Annotated in this window: 19 protein-coding genes; 7 read left to right on the forward strand and 12 right to left on the reverse strand. The window is 70.7% G+C overall.

Translation table 11 applies throughout. From position 1 onward, the window contains the following. Positions 1 to 85 precede the first annotated feature (85 nt). Entirely contained in the window at positions 86 to 1,585 is a 1,500-nt protein-coding gene (locus AX769_RS10030) for a SulP family inorganic anion transporter (protein ID WP_066278770.1), read from the forward strand. 18 nt (positions 1,586 to 1,603) lie between these two features. Here the strand turns inward: AX769_RS10030 and AX769_RS23885 are convergent, their stop codons facing one another. Together AX769_RS23885 and AX769_RS10035 are read right to left on the reverse strand one after the other, a co-directional pair. After that, positions 1,604 to 1,762: a hypothetical protein gene (locus AX769_RS23885; RefSeq protein WP_157887555.1), complete on the reverse strand. Its 159-nt coding sequence runs from the start codon at positions 1,760 to 1,762 to the stop codon at positions 1,604 to 1,606. A gap of 567 nt (positions 1,763 to 2,329) precedes the next feature. Continuing rightward, complete coding sequence (locus AX769_RS10035; RefSeq protein ID WP_066278772.1) at positions 2,330 to 2,737, reverse strand: helix-turn-helix domain-containing protein; 408 nt, start codon at positions 2,735 to 2,737, stop codon at positions 2,330 to 2,332. A 141-nt stretch (positions 2,738 to 2,878) separates the two neighbouring features. Here AX769_RS10035 and AX769_RS10040 point away from each other — a divergent pair, with 141 nt between their 5' ends. Beyond that, positions 2,879 to 3,760: an oxidoreductase gene (locus AX769_RS10040; RefSeq protein ID WP_066278774.1), complete on the forward strand. Its 882-nt coding sequence runs from the start codon at positions 2,879 to 2,881 to the stop codon at positions 3,758 to 3,760. 55 nt (positions 3,761 to 3,815) lie between these two features. Here AX769_RS10040 and AX769_RS10045 read toward each other — a convergent pair whose 3' ends face one another. After that, positions 3,816 to 4,370 (reverse strand): HAD family acid phosphatase, encoded by a 555-nt coding sequence (locus AX769_RS10045; protein WP_066278776.1) that lies wholly within the window; start codon positions 4,368 to 4,370, stop codon positions 3,816 to 3,818. 142 nt (positions 4,371 to 4,512) lie between these two features. Here AX769_RS10045 and AX769_RS10050 point away from each other — a divergent pair, with 142 nt between their 5' ends. Beyond that, complete coding sequence (locus tag AX769_RS10050; protein ID WP_239452002.1) at positions 4,513 to 5,244, forward strand: NAD(P)-dependent oxidoreductase; 732 nt, start codon at positions 4,513 to 4,515, stop codon at positions 5,242 to 5,244. A gap of 50 nt (positions 5,245 to 5,294) precedes the next feature. On the opposite strand, the gene AX769_RS10055 is transcribed toward AX769_RS10050, so the two are convergent. After that, positions 5,295 to 6,293: a DUF5937 family protein gene (locus tag AX769_RS10055; RefSeq protein WP_066278783.1), complete on the reverse strand. Its 999-nt coding sequence runs from the start codon at positions 6,291 to 6,293 to the stop codon at positions 5,295 to 5,297. A gap of 64 nt (positions 6,294 to 6,357) precedes the next feature. Here AX769_RS10055 and AX769_RS10060 point away from each other — a divergent pair, with 64 nt between their 5' ends. Both AX769_RS10060 and AX769_RS10065 read left to right on the forward strand, forming a co-directional pair. Continuing rightward, positions 6,358 to 7,617 carry an MFS transporter gene (locus AX769_RS10060; RefSeq protein ID WP_066278785.1) on the forward strand — a complete coding sequence of 420 codons (1,260 nt, stop codon included), beginning with the start codon at positions 6,358 to 6,360 and terminating at the stop codon, positions 7,615 to 7,617. A 165-nt stretch (positions 7,618 to 7,782) separates the two neighbouring features. Continuing rightward, positions 7,783 to 8,238 (forward strand): SRPBCC family protein, encoded by a 456-nt coding sequence (locus AX769_RS10065; RefSeq protein WP_066278786.1) that lies wholly within the window; start codon positions 7,783 to 7,785, stop codon positions 8,236 to 8,238. Positions 8,239 to 8,344: 106 nt separating this feature from the next. Here AX769_RS10065 and AX769_RS10070 read toward each other — a convergent pair whose 3' ends face one another. Then, positions 8,345 to 8,803, reverse strand: a complete 459-nt coding sequence (locus tag AX769_RS10070; protein ID WP_066278789.1) for a hypothetical protein — start codon at positions 8,801 to 8,803, stop codon at positions 8,345 to 8,347. Positions 8,804 to 8,924: 121 nt separating this feature from the next. On the opposite strand from AX769_RS10070, the gene AX769_RS10075 reads away from it, so the two are divergent. Beyond that, positions 8,925 to 9,230: a hypothetical protein gene (locus AX769_RS10075; RefSeq protein ID WP_157887557.1), complete on the forward strand. Its 306-nt coding sequence runs from the start codon at positions 8,925 to 8,927 to the stop codon at positions 9,228 to 9,230. Between the two features lie 124 nt (positions 9,231 to 9,354). Here AX769_RS10075 and AX769_RS10080 read toward each other — a convergent pair whose 3' ends face one another. Genes AX769_RS10080 through AX769_RS10100 form a run of 6 tightly spaced genes read right to left on the reverse strand, consistent with a single transcriptional unit; the run spans position 9,355 to position 16,075 of the window. Further along, positions 9,355 to 10,701: an MFS transporter gene (locus AX769_RS10080; protein WP_066278793.1), complete on the reverse strand. Its 1,347-nt coding sequence runs from the start codon at positions 10,699 to 10,701 to the stop codon at positions 9,355 to 9,357. Between the two features lie 2 nt (positions 10,702 to 10,703). Further along, on the reverse strand, positions 10,704 to 11,198 hold the full coding sequence (locus AX769_RS25995) for an ABC transporter permease (protein ID WP_239452027.1): 495 nt from the start codon (positions 11,196 to 11,198) through the stop codon (positions 10,704 to 10,706). Beyond that, positions 11,093 to 11,701: an ABC transporter permease gene (locus AX769_RS26000; protein ID WP_239452003.1), complete on the reverse strand. Its 609-nt coding sequence runs from the start codon at positions 11,699 to 11,701 to the stop codon at positions 11,093 to 11,095. The genes AX769_RS25995 and AX769_RS26000 overlap by 106 nt, the downstream gene beginning before the upstream one ends. Continuing rightward, on the reverse strand, positions 11,698 to 12,639 hold the full coding sequence (locus AX769_RS10090; protein WP_066278796.1) for an ABC transporter permease: 942 nt from the start codon (positions 12,637 to 12,639) through the stop codon (positions 11,698 to 11,700). Before AX769_RS10090 ends, AX769_RS26000 begins: the two co-directional genes overlap by 4 nt. Further along, positions 12,636 to 14,417, reverse strand: a complete 1,782-nt coding sequence (locus AX769_RS10095; RefSeq protein ID WP_082763669.1) for an ABC transporter ATP-binding protein — start codon at positions 14,415 to 14,417, stop codon at positions 12,636 to 12,638. Before AX769_RS10095 ends, AX769_RS10090 begins: the two co-directional genes overlap by 4 nt. Then, positions 14,414 to 16,075, reverse strand: a complete 1,662-nt coding sequence (locus AX769_RS10100) for an ABC transporter substrate-binding protein (protein ID WP_066278801.1) — start codon at positions 16,073 to 16,075, stop codon at positions 14,414 to 14,416. Before AX769_RS10100 ends, AX769_RS10095 begins: the two co-directional genes overlap by 4 nt. 185 nt (positions 16,076 to 16,260) lie before the next feature. Between AX769_RS10100 and AX769_RS10105 the strand changes: the two genes are divergently transcribed. After that, positions 16,261 to 17,778, forward strand: coding sequence for an MFS transporter (locus tag AX769_RS10105; RefSeq protein WP_066278804.1), 1,518 nt, complete (start codon positions 16,261 to 16,263; stop codon positions 17,776 to 17,778). Here AX769_RS10105 and AX769_RS10110 read toward each other — a convergent pair. Further along, positions 17,739 to 19,394 (reverse strand): ABC transporter ATP-binding protein, encoded by a 1,656-nt coding sequence (locus AX769_RS10110; protein ID WP_239452004.1) that lies wholly within the window; start codon positions 19,392 to 19,394, stop codon positions 17,739 to 17,741. The genes AX769_RS10105 and AX769_RS10110 overlap by 40 nt on opposite strands. Between the last annotated feature and the right edge of the window lie 141 nt (positions 19,395 to 19,535).

The following is a 19,535-nucleotide window of genomic DNA, read 5'->3' on the forward strand; positions in this document are numbered from 1 at the left end:
ATCGGGCGCTGAGCCTGAATACCCGACGACCCATCGGTCGCAGCGGGCGTGAGGCGGCCGCCGCCAGACGACTAGTGTTGCCGAGGTGAGTGCAGCCGAACCGTCGACCGCGCTCGGCCGAACCGTCACGGTGCGGACCGCCCTGCGCGAGCCGCGGCAGTTCTCGCGCGAAGTGCTCGCCGGGCTGGTCACGACGCTGGCCCTGGTGCCCGAAGTCATCTCGTTCTCGATCGTCGCCGGGGTCGACCCGATGGTCAGCCTCGTGGCGTCGATCGTGCTGGCCATCACCATGTCGATCCTCGGTGGTCGCCCCGGGGTGATCACGGCCGCGGCCGGGTCGGTGGCACTCGTGATCGCGCCGCTGGTGCACCAGCACGGCGTGCAGTACGTGCTGCCGGCCGTGATCCTGGCCGGGGTCGTCCAGATCGTCTTCGGCTTCGCGGGTCTCGCGCGGCTGATGCGCTTCATCCCGCGGTCGGTGATGACGGGGTTCGTCAACGCGCTGGGCGTGCTGATCTTCACCGCCCAAGTGCCGCACGTGCTGAACGTGCCGTGGCTCGCCTACGTGCTCTTCGCCCTGACGTTCGCCATCATCTTCGTCGTGCCTCGGTTCACGAAGGCCGTGCCGTCGCCGCTGATCGCGATCGTCGTCGTCACCGCCATCGTGATCGTGGCGCACCTCGTGGTGCCGAACGTCGCCGACGAGGGCCCGTTGACCGGCAAGCTGCCGGGCATCACACCCCTGCTCGTGCCGCTCGACCTCACCACTCTGCGGTTGATCTGGCCGACCGCGCTCAGCGTCGCCTTCGTCGGCCTCATGGAGACCCTCCTCACGGCGAAGCTCGTCGACGAGATCACCGACACTCCGTCGCACAAGGGCCGCGAGTCGTGGGCGCTTGGCATCTCGAACCTGCTCGCCGGCTTCTACGGCGGCATCGCGGGCTGCGCGATGATCGGCCAGACGTTGCTCAACGTCAAGACCGGTGGGGCGCGCACCAGGATCTCGACCACGGTCGCCGGCGTCTTCCTCCTCGCGCTCGTCACGGGGCTGAGCCCGATCATGGGGCAGATCCCGATGGTGGCGCTCGCCGCCGTGATGATGGTCGTCGCGGTCACGACGGTCGACTGGCACAGCGTGAAGCCGTCGACCCTGCGCCGGATGCCGGTGCCCGAAACGATCGTCATGGGCGTCACGATCGCCGTGGTCGTGATCACGAGCAACCTCGCCTACGGCGTCATCGTCGGAGTCGTGCTGGCGATGGTGCTGTTCGCTCGGCGGGTCGCCCACGTGATCAGCGTCGACCGGGCACTCGCGGCGGGCGCCGCCGCCGTGACCTACACCGTCACGGGGCCGCTCTTCTTCGGCAGCAGCAACGACCTCGTCGACCGGTTCGACTACGCGCAGGATCCGACGATCGTCACCATCGACCTCACCCGAGCCCAGATCTGGGACGCCTCGACCGTGGCCGCCCTCGACGCCATCGAGACGAAGTACCGCGATCACGGCGCCACTGTCACGATCGAGGGTCTCGACGAGCGCAGTCGGGGCTTCCACCGGCGGCTGACGGGGCACTTCGACGGCTGACGCCTGCGGTACGGCGATTCACCGCGAGGCGTCCACCACGGCCTTGCGGGGCCGCCGACGCGCCAACAGCACCAGCACGACGATCGCCGCGATCGGCAGGATCAGCGCGTCGCTCACGAAGCGATCGGCGATGGCCTGCGGGAGCGTCAGCCGCAGCGAAATGACGGCGGCGACCAACGGCGCGACGATGCAGAACAGGCATTCGCCGACGAACCACGGCCACAGTGTCGCGAAGAGGCGTTCGACGGTGCCTGGGCGCTTGCCGCGCCGGCGCGCGAAGACGAAGCGCAGCGAGGAGGCGAGGCCGTAGCCGACCCCGATCAGCCCCCAACACCCCTCCCACGATCCCCGCGACGACGAAGCACGTGGAGACGACCCAGAGGCCGACGACCTGGACGCGCATGAACTGCGCCACGTCCGGTTCGGTGAACGTCCGGTAGGCCCGCCACCCGAAGACACCGTGCGCGAGCCCTGCCGCCACGGTGAGGCCTGACAGTGTCGGGATGACGACACTCAGATACGCGACGTCCACTCGCAGAACGAGGGCGGTCGCGGCGAACCCCGCAGCCCCCAGGGCGACGAGCAGCAGCGCCGTGCCCAGCACCGGCAGGATCCGGGTCGGAGCGAACGAAAGGAGACTCTCGTCACCGAAGCCGGTCGCGTCGTCGAACTCGCCGAGGTCGTCGGGCGCCCGGGTCTCGTCGTCGTCGCCGTCGGCCATGCCGGCACGCTACTCCGACGCGGTCAGGCGTCGTACGACTCGCGGTGGGCGACGACCTCGTCCATATTGTTCTCGGCCCAGGCCCTCACGCCGCGGACGGTCTCGTGCAGCGAGACGCCGAGCGGGGTCAGCTCGTACGAGACGGTGACCGGCACGGTCGCGACCACGGTGCGAGTCACGAGACCGTCGCGTTCGAGCGACCGGAGTGTCTGGGTGAGCATCTTCTGGCTCACGCCGACCAGGCGTCGCGACAGCTCCGAGTACCGCAGCGAGAGCGTCTCGCCGTCGTCGCCGCGCAGTGCGCACAGCGCCAGGGTCACCCACTTGTCGGACAGCCTGTCGAGCAGCTTGCGGCTCGGGCACACCGCCAAGAACGCGTTGTACTTCGCCGCGGCCTCGGCCTTCTTCGCTGCCGCCGTCATGGTCGTCATGGCCTGCTCCTCGCACTTCGGGGTGACCTACGCACTCGCGAGTGCGTGCTTCCCTGCAGGAAGCTACCCCTCCATAGTGGAGCAAGAGGGCCGAGGGCGCCACCCGGCCCATCGCATCCTGATATCTCGAGAGGCACGCACATGAGCGACACGACACTTCCCGGCGGCACCTGGACCCTGGGCGACCTGAGCGTCACCCGCGTCGGCTACGGCGCGATGCAGCTGGCCGGCCCCGGGGTGATGGGCCCGCCACAGGATCACGACGAGGCGATCCGGGTGCTCCGTGCCGCGGTCGACCTCGGCATCACGCACATCGACACCGCCGACGCCTACGGCCCCCGGGTGGTCAACGAGCTGATCCGCGAGGCCCTGCACCCGTACCCGGAGTCGCTGCACGTCGTGACGAAGGTCGGCGCCCTGCGCGACGCCGAGGGCGGCTGGCCTCCCGCCCGAGCGCCGCACCAGCTGCGCGACGCCGTCCACGCCAACCTCGAGACGCTCGGAGTCGACGTGCTCGACGTCGTCAACCTGCGCGCCGGCGGGCCGATGGGCCCCGTGCCCGAGCCCATCGAGGAGGCGTTCGCGACGCTCGTCGAGTTGCAGCAGCAGGGGCTGATCCGGCACCTGGGCGTCAGCAACGTCACACCTGAGCAGGTCGCCGAGGCGAAGGCGATCGCGCCGATCGTCGGCGTGCAGAACTTCTACAACCTCGCCAACCGAGGAGACGACGCGCTGATCGACGAGCTGGCGGCGGAGGGCATCGCGTACGTGCCGTTCTTCCCGCTCGGCGGCTTCAGCCCGGTGCAGACCGATGCCCTGACGGCCGTGTCGGCGCGGCTGGGCGCGACGCCGATGTCGGTCGCGCTGGCGTGGCTGCTGCGGCGCTCGCCCAACATCCTGCTGATCCCGGGCACGTCGTCGGTGGCGCACCTGCGCGAAAACGTCGCGGGCGCGGCGCTCCAGCTCTCGGACGCCGACTTCACCGAGCTGAGCGCTATCGCGGGGTCGACGGTCGACCAGTAGTCGCCGGGACTGTCGGGGCCGGAGACCGCGGGGTGCAGGATCACGGCGTCGCGCTTCAGCCGGCCAGCAGCCCCGCCACCCGCGGGTCGAGTGGCACGCCCGGCGGCAGCCTCGGCTCGGCGAGCTTCCCCTCCGGGCCCACCAGGACCGTCGGGATGCCGGCCGCCTGCCACACGTCGATGATGTCCATGCGGTCGTCGAGCGCCAGGAGCGCGTGGAACCGCTTCGAGAGTTTGCGCTCGATCCCGGTCTTGACGACGTGATCCGGTCGTTGGTCGGTCGCCCCGCGAGTCCAGAGCTCGTCGAACGGGATGTCGTGTTTGCTCAGCCACGCTCGGGTGAGGTCGGCCCACTTGGCGCCCCGGCCGGTCACGACGACGATCGCGAGGCCCGCCTCGCGGGCAGCGTGAGCGAGACGCTCGACGTCGGGGTGCGGCGGGCACCAGATGGACGCCGCATGGAAGCGGTCGAAGTTCGGCCGGAACCGCCGCGCGCCCGCCGGCCCCTCGACGTAGTGGCGGATGCCGCGCACGTCGCACAGCGTGCCGTCGATGTCGAAGACGACGGCGTCGCGGCGGCCCGGCCCCGTCGTCGATCCTGCGTCGCTCATCGCCTCGACGCTATCCCGTCGGCGGCTCGGTGACGTCGTTGCCCCGCGCGGACGCGCGATAGCGCTTCCTCGGCTGCGATTCCGGCGCTCTAAAAACGGGCGATCGGCTTGCGAACGCAGGAAGTTTTCGCCACTCGCGTCCATGCCACGGGGCTTTTCACACCGCGCGGCCAGGCTCGGCTCCGCCGTCGACGACGCGCGCAGGGCGCTTGACGGGCTCTTCAACGTGGTGCAGGTGGCCGAGGAGTGGGGCGTGAAGCGCATCGCCATGGCCAGCACGATCGGCGTTTACGGTGGCCTGACGACCGCGGGCGCTCTTCGTGAGGACGTCCCCGTGCTGCTCTCGGCGCCCCACCCCATCCCTCGCTACAAGAAGATCGATGAGCTGCTCGGCGAGCAGCTCGCCGAGGCCAGCGGCGTCGAGATCGTCAACCTGCGGATCTCGGGGACGTGGGGACCGCTCGGGCACGAGGACCCGTTTTTTGCGGCGCCGGCCCTGATCCACGGGGCTGCTGCCGGCACGGCGCCCGACCTGAGTGGCATCCTGGTGCCCGTCCACGCCGGCGACGCACTCGACCTGACCTACGTGAAAGAAACGGGCCGCGCCATCGCCCTGCTGCAGACGGCCCAGAGGCTGAACCACCGCACGTACAACGTCGCTTCGGGCCGCGCGACCTCGAACACCGAGATCATCGCGGCGATCACGCAGGTCGTGCCCGACTTCCGGGTCGATCTGCTCGAGGGTGACGCCCGCCCGCGGCAGTGGCTCGACATCACGCGCATCCACGACGACACGGGGTACGAGCCCGAGTACGACACCGAGCGCGTTGCGGTCGACTACATCGCGTGGCTCCGGTCCGGCAACCAGCGCTGAGCCCGGTGCGGTCGGGAAAAGAAAGTGCACCGTAGCGCCGCCGCAGGCCCCTAAGGGGTCGGCATCTCCTCACGAGGGGCCACGAGGGCGTCGCCCAGAGGCGACCGGCGGTAGAGCACCGAGCGCCCGGCCCGCTCGCGGGTGAGCAACCCCGCGGCGAGCAGCGTCGCGAGGTGGTCGCCGACGCCGCCCACCGAGAAGCCGGTGAGGGTGGCCAGCTGCGTCGTCGACCCCGGGTCGGCGAGAAGCTGCAGGATCCGCGCGCGCGACGGCCCCAGGAGGCCCGCCAGGGCCGCATCCCCGGCGCCCGAATTCGCCCCCACCCGCTCGCCCAGCAGCCCGACGCCGCGCGCCGCGTACACGATGCTCGGCTGCCACGGCTCGTCGTAGTTGACGGCGATGCCGGGCGAGACGAATGCCGACGGCACGAGCAGCAGGCCCCTGCCGTCGAGGTGGATCCACGCGTCGGGCACTCGCTCGATCGTGATCTCGCCGTCTCGCCAGTGCAGGCGCTCGTGCAGGCCGCCGAGGGCCGCGCCCCAGCCCGACTCGGCCAGGCGCTCGGCGCGATACCGCACGTCTCGTTGCAGCACGGCGAAGAGCTGCGGCCACTCGGGTGCGAGCACGGCGTGCCACACGAGCAGGATCGCCGACGCCACGCGGTCGGCGAGAGCGGGGTCGTCGAGGGCCGTGGCCAGGTCGGGCGGGGCGGCACGGCGGCTGCGGATCTCGGCGACCTCGGCTCGGACGTTCGCGGGCGGGGTCGTCCGGACCGCCTCGGCATCCTGCTCGATGGTCTGCGCCATGCTCGTCGGGGGCGGCGACGCGAAGTCGGCGCCGTACGACGGGCCGCTCAGCCAGGCGACCAGGCGCACGTCGGGCAGGGCTGCGAGCGGGGCGAAGGCCTCCTGGAAGCGAGGCATGAGCGAGGGGAGGAGGCGCCGCGGGGCCCGGTCGAGCAAGCCGATGAGCCGCACGGTCTCGCCGGCAGGGGAGACCGCGAAGCGCGACGCCGCGACGTCGCCGGGGCCCGTCTCGAAGTGCAGCACACCTCACCTTTCGTTCGTGAACGAAACAGTACTCTGCGCGGCGTCCAGCCCGGATGCTTGCCTCATGACCACGACCACGCCGCCGCGCACGACCTACGGGTCGGTCTTCGCCGCGACCGGCTACACGGGTGTCTACCTGTCGACGACGCTGGCCATGCTGGGCGCCTCCTTCCAGATGCTGGTCTTCTCGGTGTCCGTGTTCGCCGCCACGCACTCGCCGGCCGCCTCGTCGATCGCCTTCGCCGCGGGGTTCCTACCGCAGGTGGTGGGCGGGGCGCTCCTCACGTCGCTGGCCGACCGGTTCCCTCCGCGGTTGCTGATCGTGACGGGCGCCGTCGTGCGTTTCGTGGTGGCGGTGCTGCTGGCGACGGGCGCGCTCGGCCTCGTCGGGTCGGTCGCCGTGGTGGCCGCGGCCGCGATGGTGGCGCCGCTGTTCAGCGCGGCGAACTCGGGGCTGGTCTCGCGGCTGCTCGACGGCGACCGCTATGTGCTCGGGCGCTCGCTCTTCACGATCACCAGCATGATCTCGCAGCTGGTCGGGATCGCGGCGGGCGGGGTCGTCCTGCAGATCCTCTCGACGCGGGAGGCCTTCGCCATCGTCGCGGGGCTGCAGTTGGCCGGCGTCGTCGTCGGCATCGTCGGGCTGCCGCGGCTCGCGGCCTCGGCTTCGGCGGTCGGGCCCGCCGCTGCGTCCCGCTGGCACCTCGGCGACACCCTGATTGGCTACGCGACCCTGATGCGCGTGCCCATCGTCCGCACGCTGCTGCTGCTGTGGTGGACGCCGCTCGCCCTGATGGTCGGCGCGGAGTCGCTGGCCGTGGCCTACGCGGGCGAAGCGCACGCGAACGGGGCGACCACCGCGATCCTGATCGGGTCGGTGCCTCTGGGCGCGCTGGTCGGCGAGCTGATCGTCGGTCGGCTCTGCAGCCCGGCGACCCGTGAGCGGCTCGTCTTTCCGCTGCTCGGGCTGCTGGGCGTGGCGGTGCTGCCGCTCGCGCTGAACCCGCCGGTGCCGGTCGCGGCCGTGCTGCTCGGCGTCGCCTCGATGGGGCTCGCCTACGAGCTGGGCCGTCAGACCGCCTTCCGCGACGCGCTGCCCGCCGGGAGGGAGGGGCTCGGCTTCGGCCTGCTCGGCGTCGGCATGATGACGGGTCAGGGCATCGGGCCGCTCATCGCCGGCCCACTCGCCACCGGGTTCGGCGTCGGGCCGACGATGGCGGTGATGGGTGCGCTGGTGCTCGTCGCCGCGCTCGTCTTCAGGCCGATGGTGCGTCGGGCCGAGCGGCCGTTCAGGCTGAGCGACCCGTCAGCCTTCGAGGCGTAGAGGGTCGAGCGCGCACGACGGGGGACGGCCTCCTGCCAACTGCCCGTGCATGCCGACGAGACCGCGCACGCACGGTCGCATCGACCTACCGTGCGACTCCGGCGCGTTTCGCGCCGGTCGCGAAGCGCGGTTCTCGCGCTCGCGTGAAGAGCGAAGGAGCACCCCATGGCACAGGCCATCGAGACCATCGACGTGAACGTCCCCGTATCCGTCGCCTACAACCAGTGGACTCAGTTCGAAGAGTTCCCGAAATTCCTCGACGAGGTCGAGTCGATCAAGCAGGTCACCGAGATCCTCACCGTGTGGACGGTCAAGGTGGGCCCGGTCGAGAAGACGTTCGAGGCGCAGATCACCGAGCAGCACCCCGACGAGCGCGTCGCGTGGAATTCCACCGGCGGCGAGGTCGACCACGCCGGCGTCATCACCTTCCACAAGCTCTCCGACACCGAGACGCGTCTCACCGTGCAGCTCGACTGGGAGCCCCAGGGCTTCCTCGAGAAGGTCGGCTCGACTCTCGGCGCCGACAACCACGCCATCAAGAAAGACCTGCAGAACTTCAAGGAGTACATCGAGTCGAAGGGCACAGCCGACGGAGCCTACCGCGGCGACGTCTCGGCCTGAGCGGTCGGCCCGGCATCTGCGACACCCTATCTTTCGGGCGACCTCCCAGCGCCGCGGCGCTGGGACCTCGGCCGAAGCGCAGGGTGTTGCCGCGACGCAGCCAGGCTCAGCAGAGCGCATTGTTCGACGAGACGTCGCCGGCAGCCGACTCGGGCATGTCGACGACGTCGATCACCTCGCCGACGGTCAGGTCGGGGTAGGTGCCGAGGAACTGGCCTCCCGATTTCAGCTGCCACCAGCGCACGCCGAGACGGTGGCAGATATCGCCCTGCGTGTCGCCGCTGGCGACGGTGTAGCTGGTGGGGACGCCCTCGGCGTTCGTGACGACCGTGCCTGTCGCCCCAGAGGCCGGCCCGCGATCGTGGGCGACGTCGAAGGAGGGCGCCGGCGTGGGCGTCGCCGCCGGGGTGCGCACCTGCGACGGCGTGGTCGGAGTCGAGATGCTCACCGCGTCACTGCGGACGGGGCCGGGAGGGTCGGAGTGGGTGCTGCAGGATGCCAAGGCGAGGGCGAGGGATGCAGCGACGACGGCGCTCGACGTGACGAGACTTCTCTGGCGTGACATGTGTCCCCCGGTCCACTCGGCGGCCCGGTCTGATCACCGTGGAGCCGTTCGGTCAAAACTATCGCTGCTCCCGACTCGTGGCTCCCGAAAGCGACAAGTGCGGCGCGACAACCGCGTGCGCTTGTCGCTTTCAGAAGCGGCAGGGCGGCGACGCGGCGGCTCCGGGCAGCCGCCCGGCACCTCGACCCGCGCGAAGCGGCTCACCCCGGCGGCGTTGCAGGGGCGTGTCTTCGCGGCCTTCGACACGGCGACGAGTGTGCCGCAGACGGTCTCCATAGCGCTCGGGGCGGTGCTCGTGGCAGTCGTGCCGTATGGCATCCTGCTCGCGGCCATCGTCGTCGTGAGTGTCGCGTGCGGCACCTGGTTGGTCACGCGACGCGCTGAAGCCCAGTCGGCGAGCGTCGAGGCCGCTTTGCCCGCGCAGTAGCGGAGCCGGGCGCCGGTTTGCCCCCGGATCGGACGGCGCTCCGCGACGCGTCGCGGCGGCTAGTCCGGCACTCGGGCACGGGCACCGCGGTGCGCGGCGCAACGGAAGGCGCCGCGGGCGCGGCTCAGGCCGCAGGCTCGCCCGACGCGACGGCGACCGTGGGCCGATCGACCGCCGTCGGCAACACCCGCCCCAGCACGATCGCCCCGAGCGCGGTGACGCCCATGCCGAGCGTCATCACGAGCGCCCACGACGCGGGCACCCGACTGCCGAGCAGCACGCCGGCGAGCGGCGGCCCGACGAAGCCGGCGACCGACGACATCGTGAAGGCGAGGGCGTTGTACCGGCTGCGCAGGTCTTCGGGCGCGAGCTCGTTCGGCAGGCCGCCCTCGAGCGGGGCGAAGAGGGTCTCGCCGAGGCCGAAGACTCCGAGCGACAGAGCCAGAGCGACCGCGGCGCCGAACCCGTGCAGGATCGGCAGGTGGGCGAGCAGCGAGATGCCCCACGCGGCCGTCCAGATCAGCCCCGCGATCAGCAGCAGCCGGCTGCGGCGCCACCGCTTCGTGAGCCGCGAGACGAAGAGCTGACACACGACGATCACGGCGGTGTTGGCCGCGAAGCCGATGCCGACGACGCGGGGGCTCGCACCGACAACGCCGGTCGCGTAGGAGGCCCACGGCCCGTTGAGCTGCGCGTAGCCGAACAGGTAGAGCAGGAAGTTGAGGGCCAGGAAGGCCACGAAGACCCGGTCGGTGAGCACGGCACCGTAACCGCGCCGACGAGCACGGTCGCCCGACCCCGACCCCGACCCCGCGCTGGCGCCCTCGCCGGCGGCGGCCGAAGCAGCAGCGGCGGCAGGGCGATCGGCCCGATACCCCGGGCTGTGCCGCATCCCGAAGAACACGATCCCGACCACCACCAGCGTCGACACGGCGTCGAGCAGATAGACGACCTGGAACGTCGCCGGGTGCTGCACCGACACGAACAGCCCCGAGATGAGCCCGCCGAGCCCGATGCCGGCGTTCAGCACCCCGAACCGCAGCGCGAACGCGTGCGGCCGCTCGGCCGGTGGCAGCTGGTGCGCGACGAGACCGTTCAGCGTCGGGTAGGTGACGGCCGCGCCGCCCGACTCGAGCGCCACGGCGACGAACGCCTCCGGGGCGCCGCTCGGCACGGCGAGAAGGGCGGTGCCGAGCGCCTGCATCAGGAGGCCGATGAGCAGTAGCCGACCCAGCCCGATCCTGTCGCCCAGTGCGCCGCTCACCGGCGCCAGCGCGAACGCGGCGACCGCGCCCACCGCCACGATCGTGCCGGCCAGCGGCAGGGTCAGGTCTCGCACCCCGTGCAGGTAGACGAAGAGGAAGGGCAGCGTGAGGCCCGAGCCGAGCGACGACACCATCGTGCCGACGAGCGTCAGCCGCCAGGCGCGCCGACCGAGGGCGAGAGCCTCCGGGCCCCCGAGAGACGCCATGCTCACACCCGAGCCGTCACGCGCGGGTCGATCAGCCCGTAGACCAGGTCGACGACGAAGTTGGCGAGCACGATGAGGAAGGCTGCGAAGAGGGTGAAACCGACGACGACCTGCAGATCGAGCGTCTCGACCGCGTTGATCAACAGCGAGCCGAGGCCTTGCATCGAGAAGACCTTCTCGGTGATGACGGCGCCGCCGAGCAGCGACCCCAGGTCGAGCCCGAAGATCGTCACCACGGGGATCAGCGCGTTGCGCAGCCCGTGCCGCACGACGACGCGCGTCTCGCCGAGGCCCTTCGCGCGCGCGGTGCGGATGTAGTCCTCGCTCATCACCTCGAGCATCTGCCCGCGAGTGAGTCGCGCGTAGATCGCGCCGCTGATGAACGCCAGCGTCAGCCACGGCAGCACGAGGTGCGAGAACCAGCCGACGGGGTCGTCGCCGAACGCGATGTAGCCGCTGGTGGGCAGGATCTTCCAGGTGAACCCGAACAGCAGGATCGCGAGGAGGCCCACCAGGTATGCCGGCGCCGACACCCCGCGATGGCGATGGTCATGATGCCGCGGTCGAGCAGGGTGCCGCGGCGGAGGGCCGACACGACGCCGCCGGCGACGCCGAAGACGAGCCAGACGATGGCCGCCCCGATGGCGATCGACGCGGTGACGGGCAGCCGCTGCACGATGAGGTCGGTGACGGTGTCGTTCAGCTGGAACGAGTAGCCGAAGCACGGCGCCCCGCAGACGACGGCCGACGCCCCCGAGCCGTAGGTGCGCCCGGCGACGACCCCGCGCAGGTATTCGCCGAACTGCTGCCACCAGGGCAGGTCGTAGCCGAGGTACGCCTTGACCCGGGCGAGGTTCTCGGGGGTGCAGGGCTTGCCGCAGCTGAGGCGCGCGGGGTTGGTCGGAAGCAGGTAGAAGATCGCGTACGTGATCGCGGCGATGACGAGCAGCACGACGATCATGGCGAGCAGCCGGAAGGCGATGAAGCGAGCGGTTCTCATCTCTGGCCTCCCTGACGGCGGCGGGGGTCGAGGGCGTCGCGCAGCCCGTCGCCCAGCACGTTGAAGGCCAGCGTCACGAGGAAGAGCGCAAGGCCGGGGAAGACGAGGTACATCGGGTCGGTCTGCACCCACTGGATGGCGTTCCCGATGGTGCGGCCCCACGACGGCGTGGGCGGCGGCACCCCGACGCCGAGGAAGGAGAGCGCGGCCTCGACGCCGATCATGCTTGGGATCGAGATCGTCGCGAACACCACGATCGTCGCCGACACGTTGGGCACGACCTGGCGCAGGATCACGTGCCAGGGCCCGGCCCCCATCGCGGTGGAGGCCACGACGAAGGTGCGTTCGCGGAGCGACAGCACCTGCCCGCGCACCACGCGCGCGATCGACGGCCAGCCGAAGAAGCCGATCACCAGCACCAAGAGGAGGGTCTTGGGGAAGGCGGTCGGCACGATGGCGGTGAGCGAGATCATGAAGACGAGGCTGGGGAAGCCGAACAGCACGTCGACGAAGCGGCTCATCACGCGGTCGTACCAGCCGCCGAAGAACCCGGTGGTGACGCCGACGACGACCCCGACCACGACGGCCAGCACGGTCGCCGAGATGCTGACGAGCAGCGAGGTGCGCGCGCCGTAGACGACGATGGCGAAGAGGTCGCGCCCGGTCGACGGCTCGACGCCGAACCAGTGCGTGGGCGAGATGCCGCCGAACGCGCCGAGCGGCACGCCGGAGTCGCTGAGCGTCGACAGGTGGTACTTGTAGGGGTCCTGCCCGGTGATCGACGAGAGCACATTCGCCAGGATCGCCGCGAGCACGATGACCACGATGATGATGGCGCCCGCCGCCGCCCAGTGGTCGCGCCCGACACGGCGGGCCAGGCCGCGGAATCCGCGCGACGAGTCGACCGGGGTGTCCTGCACGGTGATGTCGGTGCTCATGCGGCGGCCCCCGGGGCGGTGCCCGGCAGAGCGGCGTCTGCGACGGCAGGATCAGGGGTCAGCTCGCGCCACGCTTCGCGCCGAACGCGCTGGGCGTCAGGGTCTGCGACCGGGGCCGCCGCCAGCAGTCGCCGCGTGTAGGCGTCCTGCGGTCGGCGCAGCACGTCGTCCGTCGGCCCGCGCTCGACGATGCGCCCGCGGTGCATGACCGCGACCTCGTCGGCGAGGTCGCCGACGACGGCGAGGTCGTGGCTGATGAAGAGGCAGGCGAAGCCGAGGTCGCGCTGCAGCTCGCGCAAGAGGTCGAGCACGCGCGCCTGCACCGAGACGTCGAGGGCGCTCGTCGGCTCGTCGGCGATCAGCAGCGCGGGCTGCAGTGCGATGGCGCGGGCGATCGCGACGCGCTGCCGTTGGCCGCCCGAGAGCTCGTGCTGGAAGCGGCCCTCGACGTCGCGGGGCAGCTGCACGGCGTCGAGCAGCTCGCGCACGCGGGCGCTGCGGCCAGCCGCGTCGAGGGGGGAGTGCAGGCGCAGCGGCTCGGCGATGCTGTCGCCGATCGACGAGCGGGGGTTGAGAGACGACGCAGGATCTTGGAAGACGTAGCCGATCGAGGCCCGCACCTTCCGCAGATCCCGCCTCGATGCTCGCGTGAGGTCGGTGCCGCCGACGAGCACTCGCCCGGCGTGCGGCGAGACGAGCCCGGCAAGGGCCCGGCCGATGGTCGACTTGCCCGAACCGGATTCGCCGACGAGCCCGACGATCCGGCCGGCCGGAACGGTGAGCGACACTCCGTCGACGGCGTTGGCCGAGGAGCCCCGCCTCGAGCCGTACGAGATGTCGACGGCGTCGAGGAGGGCGGCGGGGGTCGCCGTCGAGGCCTCACGGGGGGAGAGGCCGCGCGGATCCTGCGCCCCCTCGGCGGTGGTGCGGCTGGTGCTCGCCCCCTCGAGGTCGAGCGGGGCGAGGGTCGGCACGGCGTCGAGCAGGGCTCGCGTGTAGTCGGCCTGCGGGCTCGCGAAGAGGCCGATGACGTCCGCGCGCTCGACGATCGAGCCCTCTCGCATGACGATGACGTCGTCGGCGAGGTCGGCGACGACACCCATGTCGTGGGTGATCAGGAGGATGGCGGTGCCGAAGCGCTCGCGGACGCTCCGCAGCAGGTCGAGGATGCCCGCCTGCACGGTCACGTCGAGCGCGGTCGTCGGCTCGTCGGCGATCAGGATCTCGGGGTCGCCCGAGAGCGCCATCGCGATCATGGCGCGCTGCAGCTGGCCGCCCGAGAGCTCGTGCGGGAAGGCGCGGCGTACCCGCTCGGGGTCGGGCAGGCCGACGCTCTCGAGCAACGCCGTCACCCGGTCTCGAGCTGCGTCGTGCGAGCCGCCGCGGCCGTGTGCCCTGAGGGCCTCGGTGATCTGCCAGCCGATCGGCAGCACCGGGTTGAACGCGCTCATCGGCTCTTGGAAGATCGTCCCGATCCGCCCGCCCCGCACCTGCCGCAGCAGGGCCGTCGGCGCACCCACGAGCTCGTCGTCGCCGAGCCGGATGCTGCCCGACACCGAAGCCGACGGCGGCAGCAGCCCGAGCAGCGACATGGCCGTGACGCTCTTGCCCGACCCCGACTCGCCGACCAGGGCCAGCGTGCGGCCGCGACGCAGCTCGAAGCCGATGCCGTGGACGACCGGGCGAACGCCCCCGGACGCTGCCGCGAACGAGATCTCGAGATCACGCGCGGTCAGGACGACGGGGGCGTCGCCGGTCGGGGCTGGTGCTGTCGTCACTGCTGGAGCGAGAGGGTGAGGTAGTTCGGGTAGGCCGGGAACGACGCGATGCCGAAGTTCTGCACGCCCGAGCCGCGCAAGAACGACTGCTTGGCGTAGGTGAGCGGAACGACCGGCGCGTCTTGCATGATGCGCTTGTCGGCCTGGGCCCAGAGCGCCTGGGCGTCGGTCTCGTCGACCGTCGCCGTGGCCTGGTCGATCAGCTTGTCGACGGCCGGGCTCGAGTAGCGCGACACGTTGTTGCCGCCGTTGCCGATCTCGCTGGACGCGAACAGCGGCTGGATGCTCGAGTTCGCGCTGGGGAAGTCGGGCTGCCAGCTGTACAGGGCCAGGTCGTAGTTCGCCGTGTTCGCCGTGGCGTCGGTGTAGAACGACGTCGGGTCTTCGGGCTTCAGCGTCACCTTGATGCCGGCGCGCTCGATGCCCTGCTGGAGGGCCTGGGCCTGGGCGAGCGACGAGGTGTCGTTCTGCGTGAGCAGCGTGAGCGAGAGTCCGCTCGACTGACCCGCCGACTTGAGGAGCGACTTGGCCTTGGTGACGTCGCCGTCGGCTCCTGCGGGGTAGAGGTTGTACGCCTTGCGGCCGGCGATGCCGGGCGTGATGAGGGTCGACGCGTCTTCGCCCGCCTGGGGGCCGCCGGATGCGATCAGGTACGACTTGCGGTCGACCGCGTATTCGAGAGCCTGGCGCACCTTCAGGTCTTTCAGCGCGCCCTTCTGAGTGTTGATCGCGAGATAGGTGAGCGGGCCGGCCTTGCTTGTCGAGAGGCGCTTCGCGGCGTCCGGGTTGGCCTTCACCTGGGCGAGGTCGGCGGCGCCGAGATAGCTGGCGCCGAAGCTGTCCTTCGCCGAGCCGGAGTCGGCGATGAGGCTCTGCGTGGTGGTCGACGTGCTGTCGTTCATGCCGAGCACGATCTTGTCGGGGCCGGCGGTGCGGATCGAGTCGGTCTTCGCGCTCCAGTTCGGGTTGCGCTTCAGCGTGATCGCGGTGCCCTGCTGGAAGGAGGCGACCTGGTACGGCCCGGACGCCTCCGGGTCGTTGCCGTAGGTCGCGGGGTCGGTGTCCTTGGCCTTCGGCACCGGCGAGAACGCGGGCATCGAGGCGATCCACGGCCAGTCGCCGTAGGCGCTGTTCAGATGGAAGACGATCGTCTTGGCGTTCGGGGTCTCGATCGACGAGAGGTCTTTGCCCGAGTAGGGGCCGGTGTAGGCCGAGCCGCCGACGAGGAGCGTCTTGTGGTAGCTCAGGCCGCCGGCGAGAGCCGGGGCGAACGAGCGCTCGATGCCGTACTTGATGTCGGCCGTGGTGATGGGGTCGCCGTCGGCGTACTTCACGCCGCTCTTCAGCGTGTATGTCCAGGTCTTGCCGCCGTCGCTCGGGGTGCCGGTGTTCGTCGCGAGGTCGGGCACGACCTTCGGGTCTTTGCCTGGAACGATCTTCCACGTGGTCAGGCGGCGGAAGACCAGGCCGAGCGAGGTGATCGCGAGACCCTGGCTCTTGGCCGGGTCGAGGCTGATCTGGTTCTGGTCGGACAGGATCGTGAGCGTGCCGCCTTTCGACGACCCGGTGCTGCTCGAGGTGGTCGAGTGCGACGTGCACCCGGTGATGAGGAGTGCGGCGGCGACTGCCACTGCCCCGGCGCGGACGAATCTATTCATGTGGAGCCCCTGACTCAAGTGCTGTGCGGATCGGTCGACCATGCTTCACGAGACGACACTCAGAGCCAAATCAGATGACGCCCCGTGGCATTCCCCAGGCTTGCTCTACGGTACGGGTCCACTGACATTTTGGCCATCTGGTAAGCTCGTGGAGTTTTTTGTCACGAAACCGGAGTGAATTTTTTATGCGCAGAAGTCTGACGAGCGACGACGTGACGGTCGTCGAAGAGTCCCTGTTGAAACGAGCGGTCGCTGCGGCCGCACTGGGAAACGGGATGGAGTGGTTCGACTTCGGTGTCTTCGCCTACCTCACCACGACCTTGGCGAAGGTCTTCTACCCCGACCTGAACCCGACCCTGAGCGTGATCCTGACCTTCGCCACGTTCACGGCGGCGTTCGTCGTCCGTCCCATCGGCGGCGCCGTCTTCGGGCCACTCGGCGACCGCATCGGCCGCCAGAAGGTGCTCGCCGTCACGATGATCATGATGGCCGCCGGCACCTTCGCCATCGGGTTCCTGCCCGACTTCAACACGATCGGCATCTGGTCGCCGATGCTCCTGCTGCTCGCCCGCCTCGTGCAGGGCTTCTCGACCGGCGGGGAGTACGGCGGGGCGGCGACCTTCATCGCCGAGTACTCACCCGACAAGCGCCGCGGCTTCATGGGCTCCTTCCTCGAGTTCGGCACCCTCGGCGGCTATGTGCTCGGGGCGTCGCTCGTCACGATCCTGCAGTTCGCGATGCCCGAAGACACCCTGCTCTCCTGGGGCTGGCGCATTCCCTTCCTCGTCGCAGGCCCGCTCGGCATCGTCGGGCTGTACCTTCGCCTGAAGCTCGAAGAGACCCCCGCGTTCGCCCGGCAGCAAGAGCTGGCCGCGTCACGCGAAGCGGTCAAGCTGCCCCTCGTCCGCCTCTTCGCCGAGAACTGGCGCGCGCTGCTGATCTGCATCGGGCTGGTGCTCGTCTTCAACGTGACCGACTACATGCTGCTGTCGTACATGCCGACCTACCTCACGACCACCCTCGGGCGTGACGCGACCAACGGGCTGATCCTGGTGATCGTGGTCATGGTGCTGATGATGGCCGTCATCTCGCTCGGCGGCCGACTGTCCGACCGTTTCGGCCGACGTCCGGTGCTGTTCGCGGGGTGCCTCGGTTTCCTGTTCCTGTCCTGGCCGGCGCTCAAGCTGGTGCAGACCGACTCGACCTTCCTCGTGTTCGTGGGCCTCTTGATCCTGGGCCTGGTGCTCGTCACGTTCACGTCGACGATGCCCTCGACGCTGCCGGCGCTCTTCCCGACGATCATCCGCTACGGAGCCCTGGCGATCGCGTTCAACGTGTCGGTGTCGCTCTTCGGCGGCACGACGCCGCTCGCCACCGAGGCGCTCGTCGCGTGGGCGCATCGCAGCGGGTTCGCGTGGGCGAATGACATCCCGGCGTTCTATCTGATGATCGCCGCCGTGATCGGGCTCGTGTCGGTGTGGTTCACGAAGGAGACGGCGAACGTGCCGCTGCTCGGGTCGGGGCCGTCGGTCGCGACCGACGAGGAGGCGCAGGAGCTCATCGAGGCCTACGCCGACGAGTCGAGCGAGGTCGCGCAGTCGGACTGGGCGGTGGAGTTCGCACAGTCGGGGCCGATCGACATCGTGCAGCCGTCGGTCGACGGTCAGGAGCCCGCAGAGGCGGCGAGCAGCGCCCGCGTGTAGTCGTGCTGCGGTGCCGTGAAGAGCTGCTCGGCCGGCGCCTGCTCGACGATCCGCCCGGCGCGCATCACAGCGACCCGGTCGCTCTGGTGCCGCACCACGTCGAGGTCGTGCGTGATGAAGAGATAGGCGAGCCCGTGCTCGCGCTGCAGCTCGTCGAGCAGGTCGAGCACCTGCGCCTGCACCGTCACGTCCAGTGACGACACCGGCTCGTCGCACACGATCACGTCGGGGCGCGGCGCGAGGGCGCGGGCGATCGCCACGCGCTGGCGCTGACCGCCCGAGAGCGTCCGCGGGTAGCGCTCGGCGATGTCGGCCGAGAGACCGACGTCGGCGAGCAGCTGCCGCACGTCTGCGGCCCGGCCGCCCACCCGCGTGGCGCGCCCGTCGCTGAGCGCATCGACCAGGATCCTGCCCACCGTCATGCGGGGGTCGAACGAGCTGAGGGCATCCTGGTAGATCGCGCCGAGGTGGTGTCGTCTCGCCCGGCGTTCTCGCTCGGGTAGGGGGTTCCACGGCTCGCCGCGCAGCTCGACGGTGCCCGCGTCGGGGGTGTCGAGGCCGAGCAGCAGCCGGGCCACGGTGGTCTTGCCCGAGCCGGAGGCCCCGACGAGGCCGAGCGTCTCGCCGGGGTGCAGGTCGAGCGAGACGTCGTCGACCGCGAGCGTCGTGTTGCCGCGTCCTGCGAACCGGCGGGTGAGGCCTCGCGCTCGGAGGACGGGCGGTTGGTTATTCAGGCTCGGCGCCCGATTCGCATCCGAATTCGACCTCGCGACCACCCTCTGACCTGAATTGCCGACGGCCGAGAGGCGCGTACCACGAGGCTTGCCCGCGGGCAGGGCCGCGACGAGCCCCCGCGTGTACGGGTCGGCGGGCGAATCGAGGATCGCCGCGGTCGGCCCCTGTTCGACGACCCGCCCGTCACGCATCACCACCACGCGGTCGGCCAGGCGCCGCACCGCGCCGAGATCGTGGCTGATGGCGAGCACGGCGGCGCCCTCGTCGCGCAGGGTGGCGAGCCGGTCGACGACCTGCCGCTGCACCTCGGCGTCGAGGGCCGTGGTCGGCTCGTCGGCGATGATCACGCCGGGCCGAAGGGCCAGAGCGGCGGCGATGAGGGCGCGCTGACGCAGGCCTCCCGAGAGCTCGCCCGAGCGCTGGCCCCGACGGGTCGCAGGATCCGGCATGCCCACCTCGGCGAGCACGTCGAGCACGCGGGCGCGGCGCTCCGCTGCCGTGAGGCGGGTGTGAAGGCGCAGAGCGTCGTCGATCTCCCGCCCGATGGGCCGCAGCGGATCGAGCGACACGAGGGCGTCCTGCAGCACGAGGCCGATGCGGGGCCCGCGGATGCGCCGCCACGCACGGCCGGACAGCTGCAGCAGGTCGTCGTCGTCGAGCCTCAGCGCCGCTGCGGTGACGCTGCCGCCGGCGAGCCCCAGCAGTGCCCGCGCGGTGACGCTCTTGCCCGACCCCGACTCGCCGACGAGCGCCACGCACTCGCCCGCGCCCAGCGTGAACGACACGTCGCGCACCGCGCTGACGCCGCCGAACGCCACGCTTAGCCCTTCCACGACGATCCTGCTGCTGCTGCTGCTGCTGCTGCTGCTGCTGCCGATCACAGGGCTCCTCCCCGGCTGCCGAGTGGGCAGAAAGCGAGGCTTCCGCCCCGATTCTTTGCCGTTTGTGCCCACTCACCGCGCGCGCTCATCGCCCACCCTCCGGCCCGAGCGAGGTGAGTGGCATGTTCGTGCGGGATGAGC

This window comes from Frondihabitans sp. PAMC 28766 (genome assembly GCF_001577365.1).
Taxonomy (GTDB): Bacteria; Actinomycetota; Actinomycetes; order Actinomycetales; family Microbacteriaceae; genus Frondihabitans.

Bases quoted from the DNA above. Each gene is read 5' to 3' on its own strand.
- AX769_RS10035 (WP_066278772.1), bottom strand. From the start codon at position 2,737: ATGACGACCATGACGGCGGCAGCGAAGAAGGCCGAGGCCGCGGCGAAG.
- AX769_RS10040 (WP_066278774.1), top strand. From the start codon at position 2,879: ATGAGCGACACGACACTTCCCGGCGGCACCTGGACCCTGGGCGACCTG.
- AX769_RS10045 (WP_066278776.1), bottom strand. From the start codon at position 4,370: ATGAGCGACGCAGGATCGACGACGGGGCCGGGCCGCCGCGACGCCGTC.
- AX769_RS10050 (WP_239452002.1), top strand. From the start codon at position 4,513: ATGCCACGGGGCTTTTCACACCGCGCGGCCAGGCTCGGCTCCGCCGTC.
- AX769_RS10060 (WP_066278785.1), top strand. From the start codon at position 6,358: ATGACCACGACCACGCCGCCGCGCACGACCTACGGGTCGGTCTTCGCC.
- AX769_RS10065 (WP_066278786.1), top strand. From the start codon at position 7,783: ATGGCACAGGCCATCGAGACCATCGACGTGAACGTCCCCGTATCCGTC.
- AX769_RS10070 (WP_066278789.1), bottom strand. From the start codon at position 8,803: ATGTCACGCCAGAGAAGTCTCGTCACGTCGAGCGCCGTCGTCGCTGCA.
- AX769_RS10080 (WP_066278793.1), bottom strand. From the start codon at position 10,701: ATGGCGTCTCTCGGGGGCCCGGAGGCTCTCGCCCTCGGTCGGCGCGCC.
- AX769_RS26000 (WP_239452003.1), bottom strand. From the start codon at position 11,701: ATGAGAACCGCTCGCTTCATCGCCTTCCGGCTGCTCGCCATGATCGTC.
- AX769_RS10090 (WP_066278796.1), bottom strand. From the start codon at position 12,639: ATGAGCACCGACATCACCGTGCAGGACACCCCGGTCGACTCGTCGCGC.
- AX769_RS10100 (WP_066278801.1), bottom strand. From the start codon at position 16,075: ATGAATAGATTCGTCCGCGCCGGGGCAGTGGCAGTCGCCGCCGCACTC.
- AX769_RS10105 (WP_066278804.1), top strand. From the start codon at position 16,261: ATGCGCAGAAGTCTGACGAGCGACGACGTGACGGTCGTCGAAGAGTCC.